The sequence below is a fragment of the Actinomadura rugatobispora genome, from assembly GCF_055379765.1.
Map to the genome: position 1 here is coordinate 5,937,607 of NZ_AP029191.1, position 14,913 is coordinate 5,952,519.

At 72.8% G+C, this 14,913-nt stretch carries 16 protein-coding genes and 1 pseudogene; 9 read left to right on the forward strand and 8 right to left on the reverse strand.

Annotation, left to right across the window (positions count from 1 at the left end):
• Positions 1–56: 56 nt before the first annotated feature.
• Complete coding sequence (locus tag ACZ466_RS26560; protein WP_378288158.1) at positions 57–884, forward strand: YceI family protein; 828 nt, start codon at positions 57–59, stop codon at positions 882–884.
• Positions 885–905: 21 nt separating this feature from the next.
• On the opposite strand, the gene ACZ466_RS26565 is transcribed toward ACZ466_RS26560, so the two are convergent.
• The 6 genes from ACZ466_RS26565 to ACZ466_RS26590 form a co-directional block, all read right to left on the reverse strand.
• Entirely contained in the window at positions 906–1,706 is an 801-nt protein-coding gene (locus tag ACZ466_RS26565) for an SDR family oxidoreductase (RefSeq protein ID WP_378288159.1), read from the reverse strand.
• A gap of 6 nt (positions 1,707–1,712) precedes the next feature.
• Positions 1,713–2,399 carry a SecDF P1 head subdomain-containing protein gene (locus ACZ466_RS26570; protein WP_378288160.1) on the reverse strand — a complete coding sequence of 229 codons (687 nt, stop codon included), beginning with the start codon at positions 2,397–2,399 and terminating at the stop codon, positions 1,713–1,715.
• Between the two features lie 212 nt (positions 2,400–2,611).
• Positions 2,612–3,700 carry a 2-oxoacid:ferredoxin oxidoreductase subunit beta gene (locus ACZ466_RS26575; RefSeq protein WP_464043975.1) on the reverse strand — a complete coding sequence of 363 codons (1,089 nt, stop codon included), beginning with the start codon at positions 3,698–3,700 and terminating at the stop codon, positions 2,612–2,614.
• Between the two features lie 7 nt (positions 3,701–3,707).
• Positions 3,708–5,549 (reverse strand): 2-oxoacid:acceptor oxidoreductase subunit alpha, encoded by a 1,842-nt coding sequence (locus tag ACZ466_RS26580; protein WP_464043976.1) that lies wholly within the window; start codon positions 5,547–5,549, stop codon positions 3,708–3,710.
• A gap of 401 nt (positions 5,550–5,950) precedes the next feature.
• Entirely contained in the window at positions 5,951–6,172 is a 222-nt protein-coding gene (locus ACZ466_RS26585) for a putative leader peptide (RefSeq protein ID WP_464043977.1), read from the reverse strand.
• A gap of 29 nt (positions 6,173–6,201) precedes the next feature.
• Positions 6,202–7,353, reverse strand: coding sequence for a LolA-like protein (locus ACZ466_RS26590; RefSeq protein WP_378291997.1), 1,152 nt, complete (start codon positions 7,351–7,353; stop codon positions 6,202–6,204).
• Positions 7,354–7,363: 10 nt separating this feature from the next.
• Between ACZ466_RS26590 and ACZ466_RS26595 the strand changes: the two genes are divergently transcribed.
• Positions 7,364–7,588 (forward strand): hypothetical protein, encoded by a 225-nt coding sequence (locus ACZ466_RS26595; protein ID WP_378291995.1) that lies wholly within the window; start codon positions 7,364–7,366, stop codon positions 7,586–7,588.
• A gap of 180 nt (positions 7,589–7,768) precedes the next feature.
• Here ACZ466_RS26595 and ACZ466_RS26600 read toward each other — a convergent pair whose 3' ends face one another.
• Positions 7,769–8,881 carry a hypothetical protein gene (locus tag ACZ466_RS26600; protein WP_378291993.1) on the reverse strand — a complete coding sequence of 371 codons (1,113 nt, stop codon included), beginning with the start codon at positions 8,879–8,881 and terminating at the stop codon, positions 7,769–7,771.
• Positions 8,882–9,268: 387 nt separating this feature from the next.
• On the opposite strand from ACZ466_RS26600, the gene ACZ466_RS26605 reads away from it, so the two are divergent.
• From ACZ466_RS26605 to nuoH, 4 genes are all read left to right on the forward strand, one after another.
• Entirely contained in the window at positions 9,269–9,640 is a 372-nt protein-coding gene (locus ACZ466_RS26605) for an NADH-quinone oxidoreductase subunit A (RefSeq protein ID WP_378291991.1), read from the forward strand.
• Between the two features lie 86 nt (positions 9,641–9,726).
• Positions 9,727–10,809, forward strand: coding sequence for an NADH-quinone oxidoreductase subunit B (locus ACZ466_RS26610; RefSeq protein WP_464043978.1), 1,083 nt, complete (start codon positions 9,727–9,729; stop codon positions 10,807–10,809).
• On the forward strand, positions 10,806–11,369 hold the full coding sequence (locus ACZ466_RS26615; protein ID WP_378291989.1) for an NADH-quinone oxidoreductase subunit C: 564 nt from the start codon (positions 10,806–10,808) through the stop codon (positions 11,367–11,369). Before ACZ466_RS26610 ends, ACZ466_RS26615 begins: the two co-directional genes overlap by 4 nt.
• The gene (gene nuoH / locus ACZ466_RS26620; protein WP_378291987.1) at positions 11,362–12,321 is read left to right on the forward strand and encodes an NADH-quinone oxidoreductase subunit NuoH; all 960 of its coding nucleotides are present in this window, start codon (positions 11,362–11,364) and stop codon (positions 12,319–12,321) included. Before ACZ466_RS26615 ends, nuoH begins: the two co-directional genes overlap by 8 nt.
• Before the next feature lie 10 nt (positions 12,322–12,331).
• Here nuoH and ACZ466_RS26625 read toward each other — a convergent pair whose 3' ends face one another.
• Complete coding sequence (locus tag ACZ466_RS26625; protein ID WP_378291985.1) at positions 12,332–12,973, reverse strand: ComEA family DNA-binding protein; 642 nt, start codon at positions 12,971–12,973, stop codon at positions 12,332–12,334.
• Between the two features lie 496 nt (positions 12,974–13,469).
• On the opposite strand from ACZ466_RS26625, the gene ACZ466_RS26630 reads away from it, so the two are divergent.
• The 3 genes and pseudogenes from ACZ466_RS26630 to nuoK all read left to right on the forward strand — a co-directional run.
• Entirely contained in the window at positions 13,470–13,955 is a 486-nt protein-coding gene (locus tag ACZ466_RS26630) for a 4Fe-4S binding protein (protein WP_464043979.1), read from the forward strand.
• Positions 13,952–14,521 (forward strand): NADH-quinone oxidoreductase subunit J family protein, encoded by a 570-nt coding sequence (locus ACZ466_RS26635; RefSeq protein ID WP_378291981.1) that lies wholly within the window; start codon positions 13,952–13,954, stop codon positions 14,519–14,521. The genes ACZ466_RS26630 and ACZ466_RS26635 overlap by 4 nt, the downstream gene beginning before the upstream one ends.
• Positions 14,521–14,802, forward strand: a pseudogene (gene nuoK, locus ACZ466_RS26640) (NADH-quinone oxidoreductase subunit NuoK); the annotation flags it as partial. The gene ACZ466_RS26635 and the pseudogene nuoK, both read left to right, overlap by 1 nt.
• Positions 14,803–14,913: the final 111 nt, after the last annotated feature.

Sequence of the window (14,913 nt, forward strand, 5' to 3'; positions counted from 1 at the left end):
GCCCGGGCCGGACGAACCAGCACGACCACGACAGTGACACCGGGAGACGAGAACTGATGGACGACGCGCGCGGCCTGCGCGGCACGGTGCGGACCAGGGACGGCTGGGCCGTGCGGCACGCCATCGTCACCGTGACCGACCTGGCCGGACGCCAGGCCGCCAGGATCCAGGCGGGCGAGGACGGCCGCTTCGCCGGCGACCCCCTCCCCGCCGGCACCTACACCGCGATCGTGACCGCCATGGGCTACCAGCCCGCCGCGTCCACGCTCATCGTGCCGAGCTCGGGCACCGCCGACCTGGGCGCGCTGACGCTGGCCCGCGCGGGCGGCGCCGCGCTGCCCCCGCCCGGACCGTGGACGATCGACCCGGTCCACTCCAGCGTCACCGCGGTCGCGCAGCACCTCGGGCTGTCCAGCGTGCGCGGCCGGTTCGGCGCCTTCGAGGGCCGGATCGAGATCGCCGCCGAGGTGGAGCGGTCCCGGGTGACCGCCCGCATCGACGCCGCGTCCATCGACACCGGCAACAAGATGCGCGACGACCACCTGCGCTCGGCCGACTTCCTGAACGTCGACGTGCACCCGGTGATCGAGTACGAGGGCGAGGGCCTGACCGCGCTCGGCCCCGACCGCTGGACCGTCCACGGCCGCCTCAGCATGAACGGCCACACCCGCCCGGTCGACCTCGACCTGACCTACCTCGGCACCGGCCCCGACCCGTGGGGCGGCGTCCGCGCCGCGTTCCGCGCCACCGCCGAACTCCGCCGCGCCGAGTTCGGCATCCGCTACAGCCAGATCGTCGAAGCCGGCGTCAACGCCGTCGGGGAGAGCCTGCGGGTGGAACTGGAGATCCAGGCCGCCCAGGGCGAGACCCTCCCGCCCACCTGATCGCCTGCAACGCGGTCGCGGCTACATCGCCGAGCGGCGGAACCCGCCCTCGGAGTTGATGACCTGCCCGGTGATCCACGCGCTGTCGTCGGAGGCCAGCCAGCGGACCAGCCGCGCGACGTCGTCCGGGGTGCCCCACCGGCCCGCCGGCAGCGCCCGCCTGACGCTCTCGGCCACCTCGCCGCCGGCCCAGCCGGTGTCCACCGGGCCCGGGTTGACCGCGTTGACGGTGATGCCGCGGTCGGCGAGAGCGTCGGACAGGCTCAGCGTCATCTGGTGGACCGCCCCCTTGCTGATCGCGTACGGGAGTTCGCCGCTCATCGGGCCCAAGTGCTGCCCGGAGGTGAACAGCACGATCCGCCCGCCGGGCCGAGCGTCGTCGCGCACGGCCGCGTACGCCTGCACCAGCAGCACGTCCGCGCGGGCGTTCACCGCCCAGCTCAGGTCCAGTTCCTCGGCGGTGACCTCGTCGAGCCCGCCGAGCTTGGACCGGGCGTGGTTGGCGACCAGCACGTCCACGGCGCCGAAGGTTTCCACCGCCCGGTCGACGACCCGGCGTGGCGCCTCGGGGTCGGCGAAGTCGGCGGCGATGTGGTCCAGCCGCGGCCCGGTGCCGCCCAGCGCCTCCAGCACCCCCTCGACCCCGTCCGGGTCGGCGCCCCAGGGCTGCTCATCGTCGTGCGGCGCCCACGACTGCACCAGCACGCGGGCACCGGCGGCGAGCAGGCCGCGGGCGATCGCGAAACCGATCCCGGCCCGGCGGCTGACCCCGGTCACGACCGCGACCCGGCCGGACAGCGGTCCCTCCTCGGCGACCTCCACGCGCCGTCAGCGGCCGCGGAGGCTGCGGACCAGCCGGTTGGCCTCCGCCCGGTTGGACGAGCCCGTGATGACCACCTTGCCGTCCAGGATCGGGCTGTCCACGCGCGGCACCGTGACCAGGCGGTCCCGGACGACGAACGCCAGATCGCGGTTCAGCGTGGCGCGGGTGAGGGTGGCGAACGCGCGCCGGTCGTTGGCCCGGAGCGTCACCGCCACGTCGTAGGCGCCGCGGTCGCGAACCCGCTGCACGCGCAGGTCGGCGACCTTCCGGATCGCGATGCCCTGGCTCAGCTGGTAGCAGGCCAGCCCGGACGACGACTGCCCGGTGATGCCCTGCGTCCCCGCGGGGCACTGCCCCGGGACGGTCTGCGTGACCGGGTAGATGTGCAGCGGCGCGGCCAGATCCACCGGCCGGGTGCGCATCGACGCGGCGATCAGCCCGCCGCTCACCACGACCGTCGCGATCAGCAGCCCCAGCAGGACGACCATCACCAGCAGCGACGAACGGTGCTCGCGCACCGCGCGGTCATGGCGGGCGCTACCCCGGCGCCGCGCGGCCCGGCTGCGCTTGAGCTCGGTCGCGGCGCGCTGCCGCTCGGCCGCGCGGGCCCGGCGCCGGACGATCTCCTCGCTCGGCGGAGGGCCGAGCTCCAGCGTCCTGGTGCCGCCGCCGGGCGGCTCCGCGGTCGTCACGGTGCCCCGGCCCGGAGCTCCCGCGGGCGCGGTGTCCCGTGGACTCCCGCGGTCTTTCCTGCGGCGCGGAACGACCCGCATCGTCACCTCCCGGCAGCATGATTCCTCAGTCTGTCAGGACGCGGAAGGGGCCCGCTCCGTTCACCTCGGAACCGAAACGCGCGGCGGCCCGGACCCCGAAGGGCCCGGGCCGCCGCGTACGCGTCCGGCGCCTAGTCGATGCGCCAGGTGTCGCCGCTGCTGAGCAGGGCGGCCAGGTCGCCTTCGCCGTGGGTGTCGACGGCTTCGTCGATCTGGTCGCGCAGGAGTTCGTCGTAGGAGGGGCGGTCGATGTCGCGGAAGATCCCGATGGGGGTGTGCTCGAAGGCGGGGGAGTCCAGCCGGGACAGTGCGAACGCCTGGGAGGGGTCGGGGTTGTGGGCGTCGTGGACCACGACTTCGCCGGGGTCGACGTCGGCGACGTTCACGACCTCGAAGGACCCTGAGGGGGTGCGGCGCAGGGCTTTGGTGCGGTCGGCGCCGAAGGTGATGGGTTCGCCGTGTTCCAACCGCACCGTGATGTCGTCGCGGACGTCGGGGTCCTTGAGGGGGTCGAAGGCGCCGTCGTTGAAGATGTTGCAGTTCTGGTAGATCTCGACCAGGGCGGTGCCGCGGTGCTGGGCGGCGGCGCGCAGGACCGACTGCAGGTGCTTGCGGTCGGAATCGATGGTGCGGGCGACGAAGGTGCCCTCGGCGCCGATGGCCAGGGAGATCGGGTTGAAGGGGGCGTCCAGGGATCCCATCGGCGTGGACTTGGTGACCTTGCCCACCTCTGAGGTGGGGGAGTACTGGCCCTTGGTGAGGCCGTAGATGCGGTTGTTGAACAGCAGGATCTTGAGGTTGACGTTGCGGCGCAGGGCGTGGATGAGGTGGTTGCCGCCGATGGACAGGGCGTCGCCGTCGCCGGTGATGACCCAGACCGACAGGTCGGGGCGGGAGGTGGCCAGGCCGGTGGCGATGGCGGGGGCGCGTCCGTGGATGGAGTGGAACCCGTAGGTGTTCATGTAGTACGGGAAGCGGGAGGAGCAGCCGATGCCCGAGACGAAGGTGATGTTCTCGCGGCGCAGGCCGAGTTCGGGCAGGAAGGACTGGACGGCGGCCAGGATGGCGTAGTCGCCGCAGCCCGGGCACCAGCGCACTTCCTGGTCGGTCTTGAAGTCCTTCATCTTCTGCGGGGTGTCGGTCTTGGGCACCAGCGACAGCGCCGACCGCCCGTTCGCCCCGTTCGCGCCGTTGCCGTTGGCCCCGTTGGTTCGGTTCATGGTGTTGTCACTCACTGTCGATCACATCCCGGATGACGCTCTCCAGTTCCTCGGCCTTGAAGGGCAGGCCGCGGACCTGGTTGTAGCCGATCACATCGATCAGGTACCGGCCGCGCAGCAGCAGCGCGAGCTGGCCGAGGTTGATCTCGGGCACGATCACCTTGTCGTAGGAGCGCAGCACCTGTTCGGTGTTGGCGGGGAAGGGGTTGAGGTGGCGCAGGTGCGCCTGGGCGACCTGGAGTCCGGCGCGGCGGACGCGGCGGACGCCGGCGGAGATGGCGCCGTAGGTGCCGCCCCAGCCCAGTACCAGCACCCGCGCCGCCCCGTCGGGGTCGTCGACGTGCAGGGGGGCGATGTCGCCGGCGATGCCGTCGACCTTGGCCTGGCGCAGCCGGACCATGGTGTCGTGGTTGGCCGGGTCGTAGGAGATGTTCCCGGTCCCGTCGGCCTTCTCCAGCCCCCCGATCCGGTGCTCCAGCCCGGGCGTGCCCGGGATCGCCCACGGGCGGGCGAGCGTCTGGGGGTCGCGGCGGAAGGGCTGGAAGTCCTCCTGCCCGGCCTCGGCGAACCCCGGCTCGATCACCGGCAGATCCGCCACATCGGGCAGCTTCCACGGTTCGGACCCGTTGGCCAGGTAGCCGTCCGAGAGCAGGATGACGGGGGTGCGGTACTTGACCGCGATCCGGGCGGCTTCCAGTGCGGCGTCGAAGCAGTCGGAGGGGGATTGGGGTGCGATGACGGGGACGGGGGCCTCGCCGTTGCGGCCGTGCATGGCCTGGAGCAGGTCGGCCTGCTCGGTCTTGGTGGGCAGGCCGGTGGAGGGCCCGGCGCGCTGGACGTCGATGACCAGCAGCGGGAGTTCGGTGGCCACGCCCAGTCCGATGGTCTCGCTCTTGAGCGCGATGCCGGGGCCGGAGGTGGTGGTCACGCCCAGTGATCCGCCGAAGGAGGCGCCCAGCGCGGCGCCGACCGCGGCGATCTCGTCCTCGGCCTGGAAGGTCCGCACCCCGAACGCCTTGTGCTTGGACAGCTCGTGCAGGATGTCGGAGGCCGGGGTGATCGGGTAGGAGCCCAGGTAGATGTTGAGGCCTGATTGGCGGCCGGCGGCGACCAGGCCGTAGGACAGGGCGGTGTTGCCGGTGATGTTGCGGTACAGGCCGGGGGCGTGCTCGGCGGGCTTGATCTCGTACTGGACCGAGAACGCCTCGGTGGTCTCGCCGTAGGACCAGCCGGCCTGGAACGCGGCGATGTTGGCCTTCATGATCTCGGGTTTGCGGCCGAACTTGCGTTCCAGGAACGCCAGGGTCCCCTCGGTCGGCCGGTGGTAGAGCCAGGACAGCAGGCCGAGGGCGAACATGTTCTTGGCGCGCTCGGCGTCCTTCTTGGTGATCTCGAAGTCGGCCAGCGCGCCCACCGTCATCGAGGTCAGGGGGAGGGCGTGGACGCGGTACTCCTCCAGGGAGCCGTCCTCGACGGGGTCGGCGGCGTAGCCGACCTTGGCCAGGTTGCGTTTGGTGAACTCGTCGGTGTTGACGATGAGGTCGGCGCCGCGGGGCAGGTCGGCCAGGTTGGCCTTGAGCGCGGCGGGGTTCATCGCGACCAGGACGTTGGGCGCGTCGCCTGGGGTGAGGATGTCGTGGTCGGCGAAGTGCAGCTGGAAGCTGGACACCCCGGGCAGGGTGCCGGCCGGGGCGCGGATCTCGGCCGGGAAGTTCGGCAGCGTCGACAAGTCGTTGCCGAACGCGGCCGTCTCCTGGGTGAAGCGGTCACCGGTCAGCTGCATGCCGTCACCGGAGTCCCCGGCGAAACGGATGATGACGCGGTCGAGTCGCTGGACCTGTTTGGTCACAGAGGAAGACCTCCTCGACACGCAGCACCCGCCCTGGGGGAGGCACCCAGGATCGTGATGCTACTTAGGCTTACCTTCATGGTATGTCCGGGACGGACTGCTCTTCTCGGGGGGCGGGTGGCCAGGGCATGGCCCGGGGCGACCAGGGTGAGGCGGCCTCCGGACGGCCGCGCGCCCGTGGGCGGCGCGCCGTTCCCCGTCGGCTCCTGGACACCCGTCGTCCCGTGCCGGCCGACCGATCGGCAGGCACGGACGCCGTTCCGCCCGTCATGTGACATCCCTCTTCCAGGGAGTCGCGACCCCGTGACACCGTTGCTATCACTTCGGCGACGAAGATCATGCGGCTCGGCCGGATTCGGGCAGGTCCTTTACCGGTGGTACGACCTATCGGGTCCCCGGGTTCACCCGGAACACAGGCAGCTGGCCAGGCGGCACAGGTCGACATGAAGTCGCCGCACGAGCCGCGGAGGTTCGGTCGGGGAGCCGTGGCCCCCCAGTGGCACGGAGTTCACGTCCCGCACTATAGACAGGGCGAAAATGGCTCGCTCCAACCGGCCCCGGGTCCGCGCGGGCGCCGGACCGGGTGCGCGGAGCGGCGCGCCGCCGCCGCGGGCCCGCCGCACGTTGCCGCAGGCCCGCGGCCCTGTTCACGTCACGGGGACGCGGTCGGGGACGCCGGGGCCGATGGGGCCGATGGGGCTCCCGAGGTCCCCGGGGTCCCCGTTCCGGGCCGGACGCCGTGCTCGGCCCGCTCGCTGTCGACCAGCCCGAGCAGCCGCGCCACGTCCGACACCGGCACGGCCTCGCCGAGCACGCGGGCGTGCGCCTCGTACGGGTGCGGCCCGGGCACGTCCCGCGCCCGCCGCATCCAGGCGCGCCATCCGCGCGAGCTGACCTTGCAGCGCAGCGTCACCTGGCGGCTCGCCGGGACGGCCTCGGATCCGGTGCAGGCCCCCAGCGTCATGCCGTCCGCCGTGATCGACGCCCGCAGCGCGGCGCGCGCCCCCGAGGGCACCGACCCGGTCGGGAGGGTGAGGGTGGCGGAGACGTTCAGCGTGCAGCCGTCCATGTTGTCGTTGCAGTTGACGAACGTCGGCCTGCCGGGCTGGAAGCGCAGTGCCGGGTCGGCGGCGCCGCCCAGCGCGGCCACCCGCGGCCGCATCTCGGTGAACGCCAGCGCCGGGTTGGCCAGCGGCGCGGCGGTGAACCGCGGGTCGCCCTGCCCCGCCGTCTGCACCTGGAGCAGCCGGTGCGGCGCGGACACGGCCAAGAGGTAGTCGGCCTTCGCGGTCTTCACCCGGTAGGCGGGGGTGGCGCCGACGTTCTCGGTCGGCGGGGTGGCGGGCGCCTTGCCCAGCGCGCCCGCGATCGACTGCGGCGACAGGACGCCGCGTACGGCGCTGAGGCTCGGGAACGTCGACGGGAGCTTGGCCCAGCGGCCCGCGAAGGAGGTGGCGCGCGCGGCCTCGCCGCTGTAGGTGCGCCAGAAGGTCGAGCTTCCCCTGACGTAGGTGGCGCCGTCGACGGCGACCAGGTCGGCCCGTACGGCACCGGCGGTCAGGGTCCCGGTGGCGAGGCCGGACGGGGTCACCTTCAGCATCACCTGGACGGGGCGGCCGTTGGCGGTGACCGTCCCGTCGTACCGGAGCCCGGGCAGGGCGTTGAGCTGCCGTCCCGCCTCCTGGGTCCAGGCGGCGGGGGCGGGCCTGGCGGAGGTGCGCGGCTTCGCGGTCTCGTCCTCCCCGGTGGCCAGCACCCCGAACGTCACGACGGCGGCGGTGAGCGCCACCGCCGCCCCGGCCACGATGAGCAGCTTGCGCGAGGGGGATCTGCCGCCCTTGCCCGGCGAGGGCGGCGGCACGGGCGGCATCGACCGGGGCGGCACCGGCCCCGGCGGCATCGCCCCGGGAGGCATCGCCCCCGGCGGAAGGGAGCCGGGCGGCACGGAACCGCCCGGCGCAGGCCCGCCCGGCATGGGCCCGCCCGGCACCGGACGTGCGGGAAGCGGGTCCATCGGCGGCGGGTCGGAGGGAGGCTGAGGGCTCGCGAACGGCGGCCCCCCATGTTCAACGCTCACTCGGCGCTCATTCTGCAGGCAACCGGCATCACAGACATAGAGTGCCGGACGATGCGTGATCGCGCAGCGGGACCGCGCATCGTCCGGCACTCTCAGCACTCATCGGGGGCGGCCGGGCGCCGTCGCCCGGACCCGCCCCGCCTTACTCGGAGTCGAGGTTGCGCTGCATGGTCTGGACGTCGCCCGAGGTCGCGGCGATCGCCACCGGGGTCGCCGCCACCCACACGCGGCGCGCGTTCTTCCCGTGCTTCGCCCAGTCGCCGCCGGAGATCGTGCACTGGACGGAGACGTCCGAGACGCCCGTCACGGTGCCGCTCGACTCGCACTCCCCGTACACGCGTCCGCCGCCCTGCTCGGAGGTCAGCCGGAAGTTGACCCTGATGAGGACGGAGGAGGAGCCGCTCAGCGGGCTCCACACCTTCACCCGCACGGTGCACGGCTCGCCGCCGCGGTTGCACGACACGAACTCCGGCTTGTCGCGGTTGCGCGCCACGGCACTGGTGTCGAAGGAGTCGGTGAGCTCGCCCATGAACCCGCGCAGCTGGCCGATCGACGCGGAGCTGGCCGCGGTGGACTGGACGGTGACGTCCGCCGAGACCCGCGGCGAGCCGGTGGTCTCGTACCGCAGCAGCTCGGACTGGTCGTCGTCGCTCAGGTAGAAGCTGGTCAGCAGGCTGGACAGCTTGATGGCCTTGCGGCCCTGGACGGTCGTCTCGGTCTCCCGGAGGGTGGACCGGATCGCCTGCCGCAGGTCGCTCGCCAGCGCCGAGGGCGTGAGCTCGCGGTTGATGTCAAGGCTCAGGTCGCTGCTGTCGATCCGGCCCCACTGCTCGCCGTCCTTGAGGAACCGGTCGGACGACGGCGTGGTCACCTTGGACTGCCAGTAGCTCTTGGGCGCCTTCACGTACAGCTTCTGGTCGGCCGACAGCAGCGTCAGGCTGGTGCCGCCCCAGGAGACCTGGCCGCCGGCGCGCCCGCCCCGGGTCACCGTCAGCTCGCCCTGCAGGCTGTCGGAACCGGCGCTGAAGCTGCCCTTGAGCTTCAGCGAGCGCGCCGTGGTCAGCGAGTTGGCCGCGGCGGTCAGCCGCTCCTCAGGGGACTTGCCGCCGGAGGCCACCACCACGACCACCACGACGACGATCAGCAGCACCACGACCAGCCCGCCGCCGAGGAGGATCGCGATGAGCGCGCCGCTGCCGCCGCGCTTGGGCGGCGGCGCCATGCCCATCCCCATGCCGGGGCCGGGCGGGCCCATCGGCGCTCCCGGCGGCGGCGGATAGAAGGGCGGCGGGGTCCCGGGACCGCCCGGAGCACCCGGCCCACCCGGAACACCTGGACCTCCCGGATTGCCCGGTCCGCCCGGCACGCCACCTGGGACGCCTGGGTTGCCCGGTCCGCCGGGTCCGCCCGGACCCGCAGGTGGAGGTGGCGGCCACGACGATCCTCCCGGGGGTTCCCATCCCGGTGGCGGAGGGTTGCTCATCCGGTCACGTCCTTCCAGGCCAACTGCCCCCAATGCTTATCTAGTGTGACAGCAAAGACCGACACTGAGTTCGTGCGGATTCGTAACGGATGCGGCACGTACGATTTCGTGATCTCGGGGATACTTGACTCCGGCGCCGGAGGTTTCTGGGAGGCGGACATGGGCGACTACTTTCACGGCTACGCGGCCGTTGTCGCATTGGTCCTGGTCGGCGGCGCGATCGTGGCCGGAGGACTGGCCGCCAACCGCATGCTGCGCCCCCACCGTCCCACCGCCGAGAAGCTCACCACCTACGAATGCGGCGTCGACCCGGTCGGCCACGGATGGGCGCAGTCCTACGTGCGCTACTACGTGTTCGCCTACCTGTACGTCGTCTTCGCCGTCGACGCGGTGTTCCTCTTCCCCTGGGCCACGGTCTTCGCGGCGCCCGGCTACGGGATGACGACCCTCGGCGAGATGTTCCTCTTCCTGGGCTTCCTCGCCACCGGGCTGCTGTACGCGGGGAAGAAGGGCGTCCTGTCGTGGGTCTGAGACCCTGGCATACCGGGCACGGGCTGTAAGAATGCAGATGTGAGCACCAGGGGAAACCGGCCGATGAACGTGAGCGGAGCGAGGCCATGAGCACTGTGGACCTGCCCCCGCCCACCGTCGGCCCGCTGTCCCGGCTGGCGCCCAAGCCGGTCAAGTTCGTCCTGAACTGGGGCCGCCGCTACTCCCTCTGGGTCTTCAACTTCGGCCTGGCGTGCTGCGCGATCGAGTTCATCGCCACCTCGATGAGCCGGCACGACTTCATCCGGCTCGGGGTCATCCCGTTCGCGCCGGGCCCGCGGCAGGCCGACCTGATGATCGTCTCCGGGACGGTCAGCGACAAGATGGCCCCGGCCGTGCGGCGGCTGTACGAGCAGATGCCCGAGCCCAAATACGTGATCTCCTTCGGGGCCTGCTCCAACTGTGGCGGGCCGTACTGGGACTCCTACTGCGTCACCAAGGGCGTCGACCAGATCGTCCCGGTGGACGTGTACGTGCCCGGCTGCCCGCCCCGCCCGGAGGCGCTGCTGCACGGCATCGTCCGCCTCCAGGAGAAGATCGCGGGCGAGTCGCTGGGCGAGCGGTACAACGGGGGCGGAGAGCCTGTCACGCCGGCCCCGCCGCCCCGTCCGCTATCGGCCACGGTGCTGCGCAAGCCGTTGCAGCCCCCGCCCCCGCCTCCGCCGTCCCAGGACGACATCCCGACCCTCGGGCTCACCCCCGTCCCGGACGACACCGCGCCCGCCGAGCCCGAGACCGACTACGAGCAGCGTTCGGGCGACCCCTCGCACGTGACCCAGCCGGTCGCCCCGGTCGACGAGCCTCCTACCGCCGTTCCCGCCGAGGCCGAGACCGGCTACGAGCGGCGTTCGGGCGGCCCGTCGCACGTGACCCAGCCGGTGACCCCCGTCGACGAGCCTCCTCCCGCCGCTCCGGGCGACGCGACCGTCCCCGTCGAGCCCGTCCCCGAACCCCCGCCCGCCGAAGCGACGGCCCGGGACGACGGGACGGAGCAGGACGGCGGAACGCGGCCGGACATCGAGGCCCGGCCTCCGGCGGGCGGCGCCGCGCGGCGGCGGCGCAGGCCGCGCTCCGCCGACCACGACCCCTCGATCATCCCCGGCCTGGCCGACGACGAGCACGACGACGAGATCGGACGGACCGGCCCGTGAGCGAAGGAGCGGCCGCCCGCCTGGAGGCGGCTTGGCGGGAGCGTTTCGCCGACGAGGTGTCCAGCGAGGAGACCACCGGCGGCCTCGCCGTCGGCGTCCCGCCCGACCTGTGGCTGGAGGCGCTCGCCTTCGCCCGCGACGAGCTGTCCTGCGGCTTCTTCGACTGGCTGACCGGCGTGGACGAGCTCGACGAGGGCTTCGCGGTGGTCGCGCACGTCTACTCGCTGGAGGAGCGCCACCACCTGCTGATCCGTACCCGGGTGCCGCGCGCCGAGCCGGTGCTGCCGAGCGCGACCGGCGTCTACCGGGGCGCGAACTGGCACGAGCGGGAGACCTTCGAGATGTTCGGGGTGGTCTTCGAGGGCCATCCCGGCCTCAAGCCGCTGCTGCTGCCGGACGGTTTCGAGGGTCATCCGCTGCGCAAGGAGTTCGTGCTGGCCGCCCGGGTCGCCAAGGCGTGGCCGGGCGCGAAGGAGCCCGGCGAGTCGGGCGGCGGGGCGCCCAGCCGCCGCCGCGTCCGCCCGCCGGGCGTGCCCGATGACTGGGGACCGAATGCTTGAGATCGTCGTCAAGCTGGCGCTGGTCGCCGCCGCGTTCGCGGTGCTGCCGCTGCTGGTGGGGCAGGCCGAGCACAAGGTCATGGCGCACATGCAGGGGCGGCTCGGCCCGATGTACGCGGGCGCGTTCCACGGGTGGGCGCAGCTGGTCGCGGACGGGGTGAAGTTCGCGCAGAAGGAGGACGTGGTCCCGCGCGCCGCAGACCGCCGCGTCTTCAAGCTGGCCCCGGCGGTGGCGCTGGTCCCGTACCTGCTGGTGCTGATCGTGATCCCGGTCGGGCCGGGCGGCCAGGTGGCGCTCGACCTGGGCGTCGGGCTGTTCTTCGCGCTGGCGGTCATGGGCGTCGGCGTGATCGGCGCGATCATGGCGGGCTGGGCCAGCGCCAACAAGTACTCGCTGCTGGGCGGGATGCGGGTCGCGGCGCAGCTGATGTCGTACGAGCTGCCGATGGTGTTCGCGGCCTCGTCGGTCGCGATGGCGGCGGGGACGCTGTCGCTGACCGGGATCGTCGAGGAGTGGCGCTGGTGGTGGCTGCCCTGGCAGGCGGTCGGCGCGGTGGTGTTCTTCGTGGCGGGGCTGGCCGAGCTGCGCCGCCCGCCGTTCGACATGCCGGTGGCCGACTCGGAGATCATCTTCGGCCCGTACACGGAGTACGGCGGGCTGCGGTTCGCGCTGTTCATCCTGGCCGAGTACGCCGGGATCGTGGTGCTGTGCGCGCTGACCTCGGTGCTGTTCCTGGGCGGCTGGAACGGCCCGTTCCTGGACACCGAGCTGGGCTGGCTGTGGACGCTGCTGAAGACGGCCGCGCTCGCGTTCGTGGTGATCTGGCTGCGGGTCAGTTACCCGCGCCTGCGCGAGGACCAGCTGCAGAAGCTCGCGTGGTCGTGGCTGGTGCCGCTGTCGCTGGCGCAGCTGGCCCTCACCGGGGTCATCAGGGTCGCCACCGCCGGCTGACCGCCGGCGGTCAGGGCAGGAAGATCGCGTACTCGGCCAGCTGGGGGACGAGGGCGGGCGGCAGGTCGGTGTCGACGGCGAGCTCCTCGGCCGAGATGAAGCCGCCGTGCTCGTCGCGGTGCCGCACGATGCGTTCGACGATCTCCTCGCTGAGGCCGGGCAGCAGCGCGAGGGTCTGCGGCGGGGCGTGGTTGACGTCGATCAGCCCGCCGTCGTCGTAGCCGCGCGGCAGGTCGGGGCGGCCGATCCGCAGCTCGTGCGCCAGCGCCGGATCGTCGGAGGCCAGCGTCCGGGCCTCCTCCCGCAGCGTCCGCCGGTACTGGGCGAGCTTGACGGCGTGCTCGTTGCGCCGGCTGTGCGGGGCGGTGCGCGGGAACACCGTCGGCCGTACCGCGAACGCGTGCGCCGTGCCGCCCAGCCACAGCATCAGCATCATGATGACGCTCATCGCGGTGAAGAGGGCGTCGCCCATGAACGGCAGCACGAGGGTGGCCGACAGGATGACGCCGTATCCGGCGGCGGTCGCGCCCAGGCTGGCCGAGTGGTGCCGCATCGCCGCGTACAGGAAGGAGAACGGGGTGCCGTAGCCGAAGGTCAGGAGCGGCACCAGCGACCACAGGATTCCGCGCGGCACGCCCGGCGTGAAGGGCATCGCGGCCGGCGGGACGGGCGGGCCAGGGGGACCGGGCGGCATCGGCGGAACCGGGGGGCCGGGGAATGGAGGCCGCCGCCAGCCGGGGACGTTCGGGGGCCGTCCGGGACCGGCACCGGGATGGGTGTGCGGCGGGCGCCTGAACGGCCCGGTCGGGGGGCCCGCGGAGTAACCGGGCGGAGGACCCGACGGACGGCCGGGCGGGGGAGTCGGGGGGCGGCCGGGCGGAAGGCCGGCGGAGTGGCCGGGCTGCTGGTGCGGTGGCCGGCGCGGAGGTTCGCCAGGCTCGGGATCCTTGTCGAAAGGGCCGTCCACGTTGTGGTTCACGTCCCCTCCTCACGGTTGGGCGAGCGTTCGGACCGGCCGGTCACGTCTGGTCTGACGAACGCGGCCGCCGCCGCGTTCCCCCACGGCCATTAGTACGGAATCATGGTGACCCGTGGGACGGCTACCAGGAGGCGGACTGGCCAAGGGGCTGGCGGTCACGTTGCGCACGATGACACGACGCTCCATCACGCGACAGTACCCGGAGGTGCAGCCGGATCTGCCCCCGCGCAGCCGGGGGGTGATCGCACTGTTCGAGGAGAACTGCACGGTGTGCATGCTGTGCGCTCGCGAGTGTCCCGACTGGTGCATCTACATCGACTCGCACAAGGAGACGCTGCCCGCCGAGGGCGGCGGCCGGCCCCGCACCCGCAACGTGCTGGACCGGTTCGCGATCGACTTCGCGCTGTGCATGTACTGCGGCATCTGCATCGAGGTCTGCCCGTTCGACGCGCTGTTCTGGTCGCCGGAGTTCGAGTACGCCGAGTACGACATCGGCGAGCTCACCCACGAGAAGGAGCGGCTGCGCGAGTGGATGTGGACGGTGCCGCCGCCGCAGCCGCACGATCCCGGCGCCGAGCCGCCCAAGGAGCTGGCGGCCGCGGAGAAGGCCGAGGCGCGCCGGGGCGCCCGCGGTGCCCGGGGAGGGCCCGCATGACGGGCCCGGAGATCGTCTTCTCGCTGCTCGGCGTGGTGACCGTCGGCTCCGGCGTCCTGGTGGTGACGACGCGGCAGCTCGTCCACGCGGCGCTGTGGCTGGTGGTCTCGTTCGGGGCGCTGGCCGGCGGCTACCTGGTGCTCACCGCGGAGTTCGTCGCCTGGGTGCAGGTGCTGATCTACGTGGGCGCGGTGGTCGTGCTGCTGCTCTTCGGGATCATGCTGACCCGGGCGCCGATCGGCCGGTCGGACGAGCTCGACTCGGGGAACCGCTGGGCGGCGCTGGCGGTGGCCCTGGCGACCGCCGCCGTCCTGGTCACGGTGATGGTGATGGGCTTCCGCGACGCGTACACGCCGCTGGAGGCGGGCGGCGGGTCGGCGGAGTCGCTGGGCGCGGGCGTGTTCCGGACGTGGGTGCTGCCGTTCGAGGTGCTGTCGGTGCTGCTGCTGGCCTCGCTGGTCGGCGCGATCGTGCTGTCGCGCTCCGACATCGGCCCCGGCGCCCCCGACGGCGAGGACGCCGAGCAGGGGACCGCCGCGCCCGACGGCCCGGAGGGCGAGCGCTGATGCATCTCGCGTACCCGACGGTGGTGTCCGCGCTGCTGTTCTCCGTCGGCGTGTACGGCGTGCTGGCCCGCCGCAACGCCATCCTCGTCCTGATGTCGGTCGAGCTGATGCTGAACGCGGTGAACCTCAACCTGGTCGCGTTCGACGTGTGGCTGCGCGACCAGCTGCACGGCGGGCAGGTCCTGACCCTGTTCACGATCGTGATCGCGGCGGCGGAGGTCGGCCTGGGGCTGGCGATCGTGCTGCTGGTGTTCCGCAACCGCCGGACGATCGAGGTCGACCGGCTGCGCGCCCTCGCCGAGGAGGGCCTGGAGGCGCCGGAGCGTCCCGAACCGGCCCCCGGCGCACCGGACGCGTCCGGCACGTCCGGCACGCCCGACGCGGTGGCCGCG

Excerpts from the sequence above, each read along its gene's own strand:
- nuoH (WP_378291987.1), top strand. The coding sequence starts at position 11,362 with ATGCTTGAGATCGTCGTCAAGCTGGCGCTGGTCGCCGCCGCGTTCGCG.
- ACZ466_RS26575 (WP_464043975.1), bottom strand. The coding sequence starts at position 3,700 with ATGAACCGAACCAACGGGGCCAACGGCAACGGCGCGAACGGGGCGAAC.
- ACZ466_RS26600 (WP_378291993.1), bottom strand. The coding sequence starts at position 8,881 with ATGGGCCCGCCCGGCCCCGGCATGGGGATGGGCATGGCGCCGCCGCCC.
- ACZ466_RS26560 (WP_378288158.1), top strand. The coding sequence starts at position 57 with ATGGACGACGCGCGCGGCCTGCGCGGCACGGTGCGGACCAGGGACGGC.
- ACZ466_RS26630 (WP_464043979.1), top strand. The coding sequence starts at position 13,470 with ATGACACGACGCTCCATCACGCGACAGTACCCGGAGGTGCAGCCGGAT.
- ACZ466_RS26610 (WP_464043978.1), top strand. The coding sequence starts at position 9,727 with ATGAGCACTGTGGACCTGCCCCCGCCCACCGTCGGCCCGCTGTCCCGG.
- ACZ466_RS26605 (WP_378291991.1), top strand. The coding sequence starts at position 9,269 with ATGGGCGACTACTTTCACGGCTACGCGGCCGTTGTCGCATTGGTCCTG.
- ACZ466_RS26625 (WP_378291985.1), bottom strand. The coding sequence starts at position 12,973 with ATGCCCTTCACGCCGGGCGTGCCGCGCGGAATCCTGTGGTCGCTGGTG.
- ACZ466_RS26635 (WP_378291981.1), top strand. The coding sequence starts at position 13,952 with ATGACGGGCCCGGAGATCGTCTTCTCGCTGCTCGGCGTGGTGACCGTC.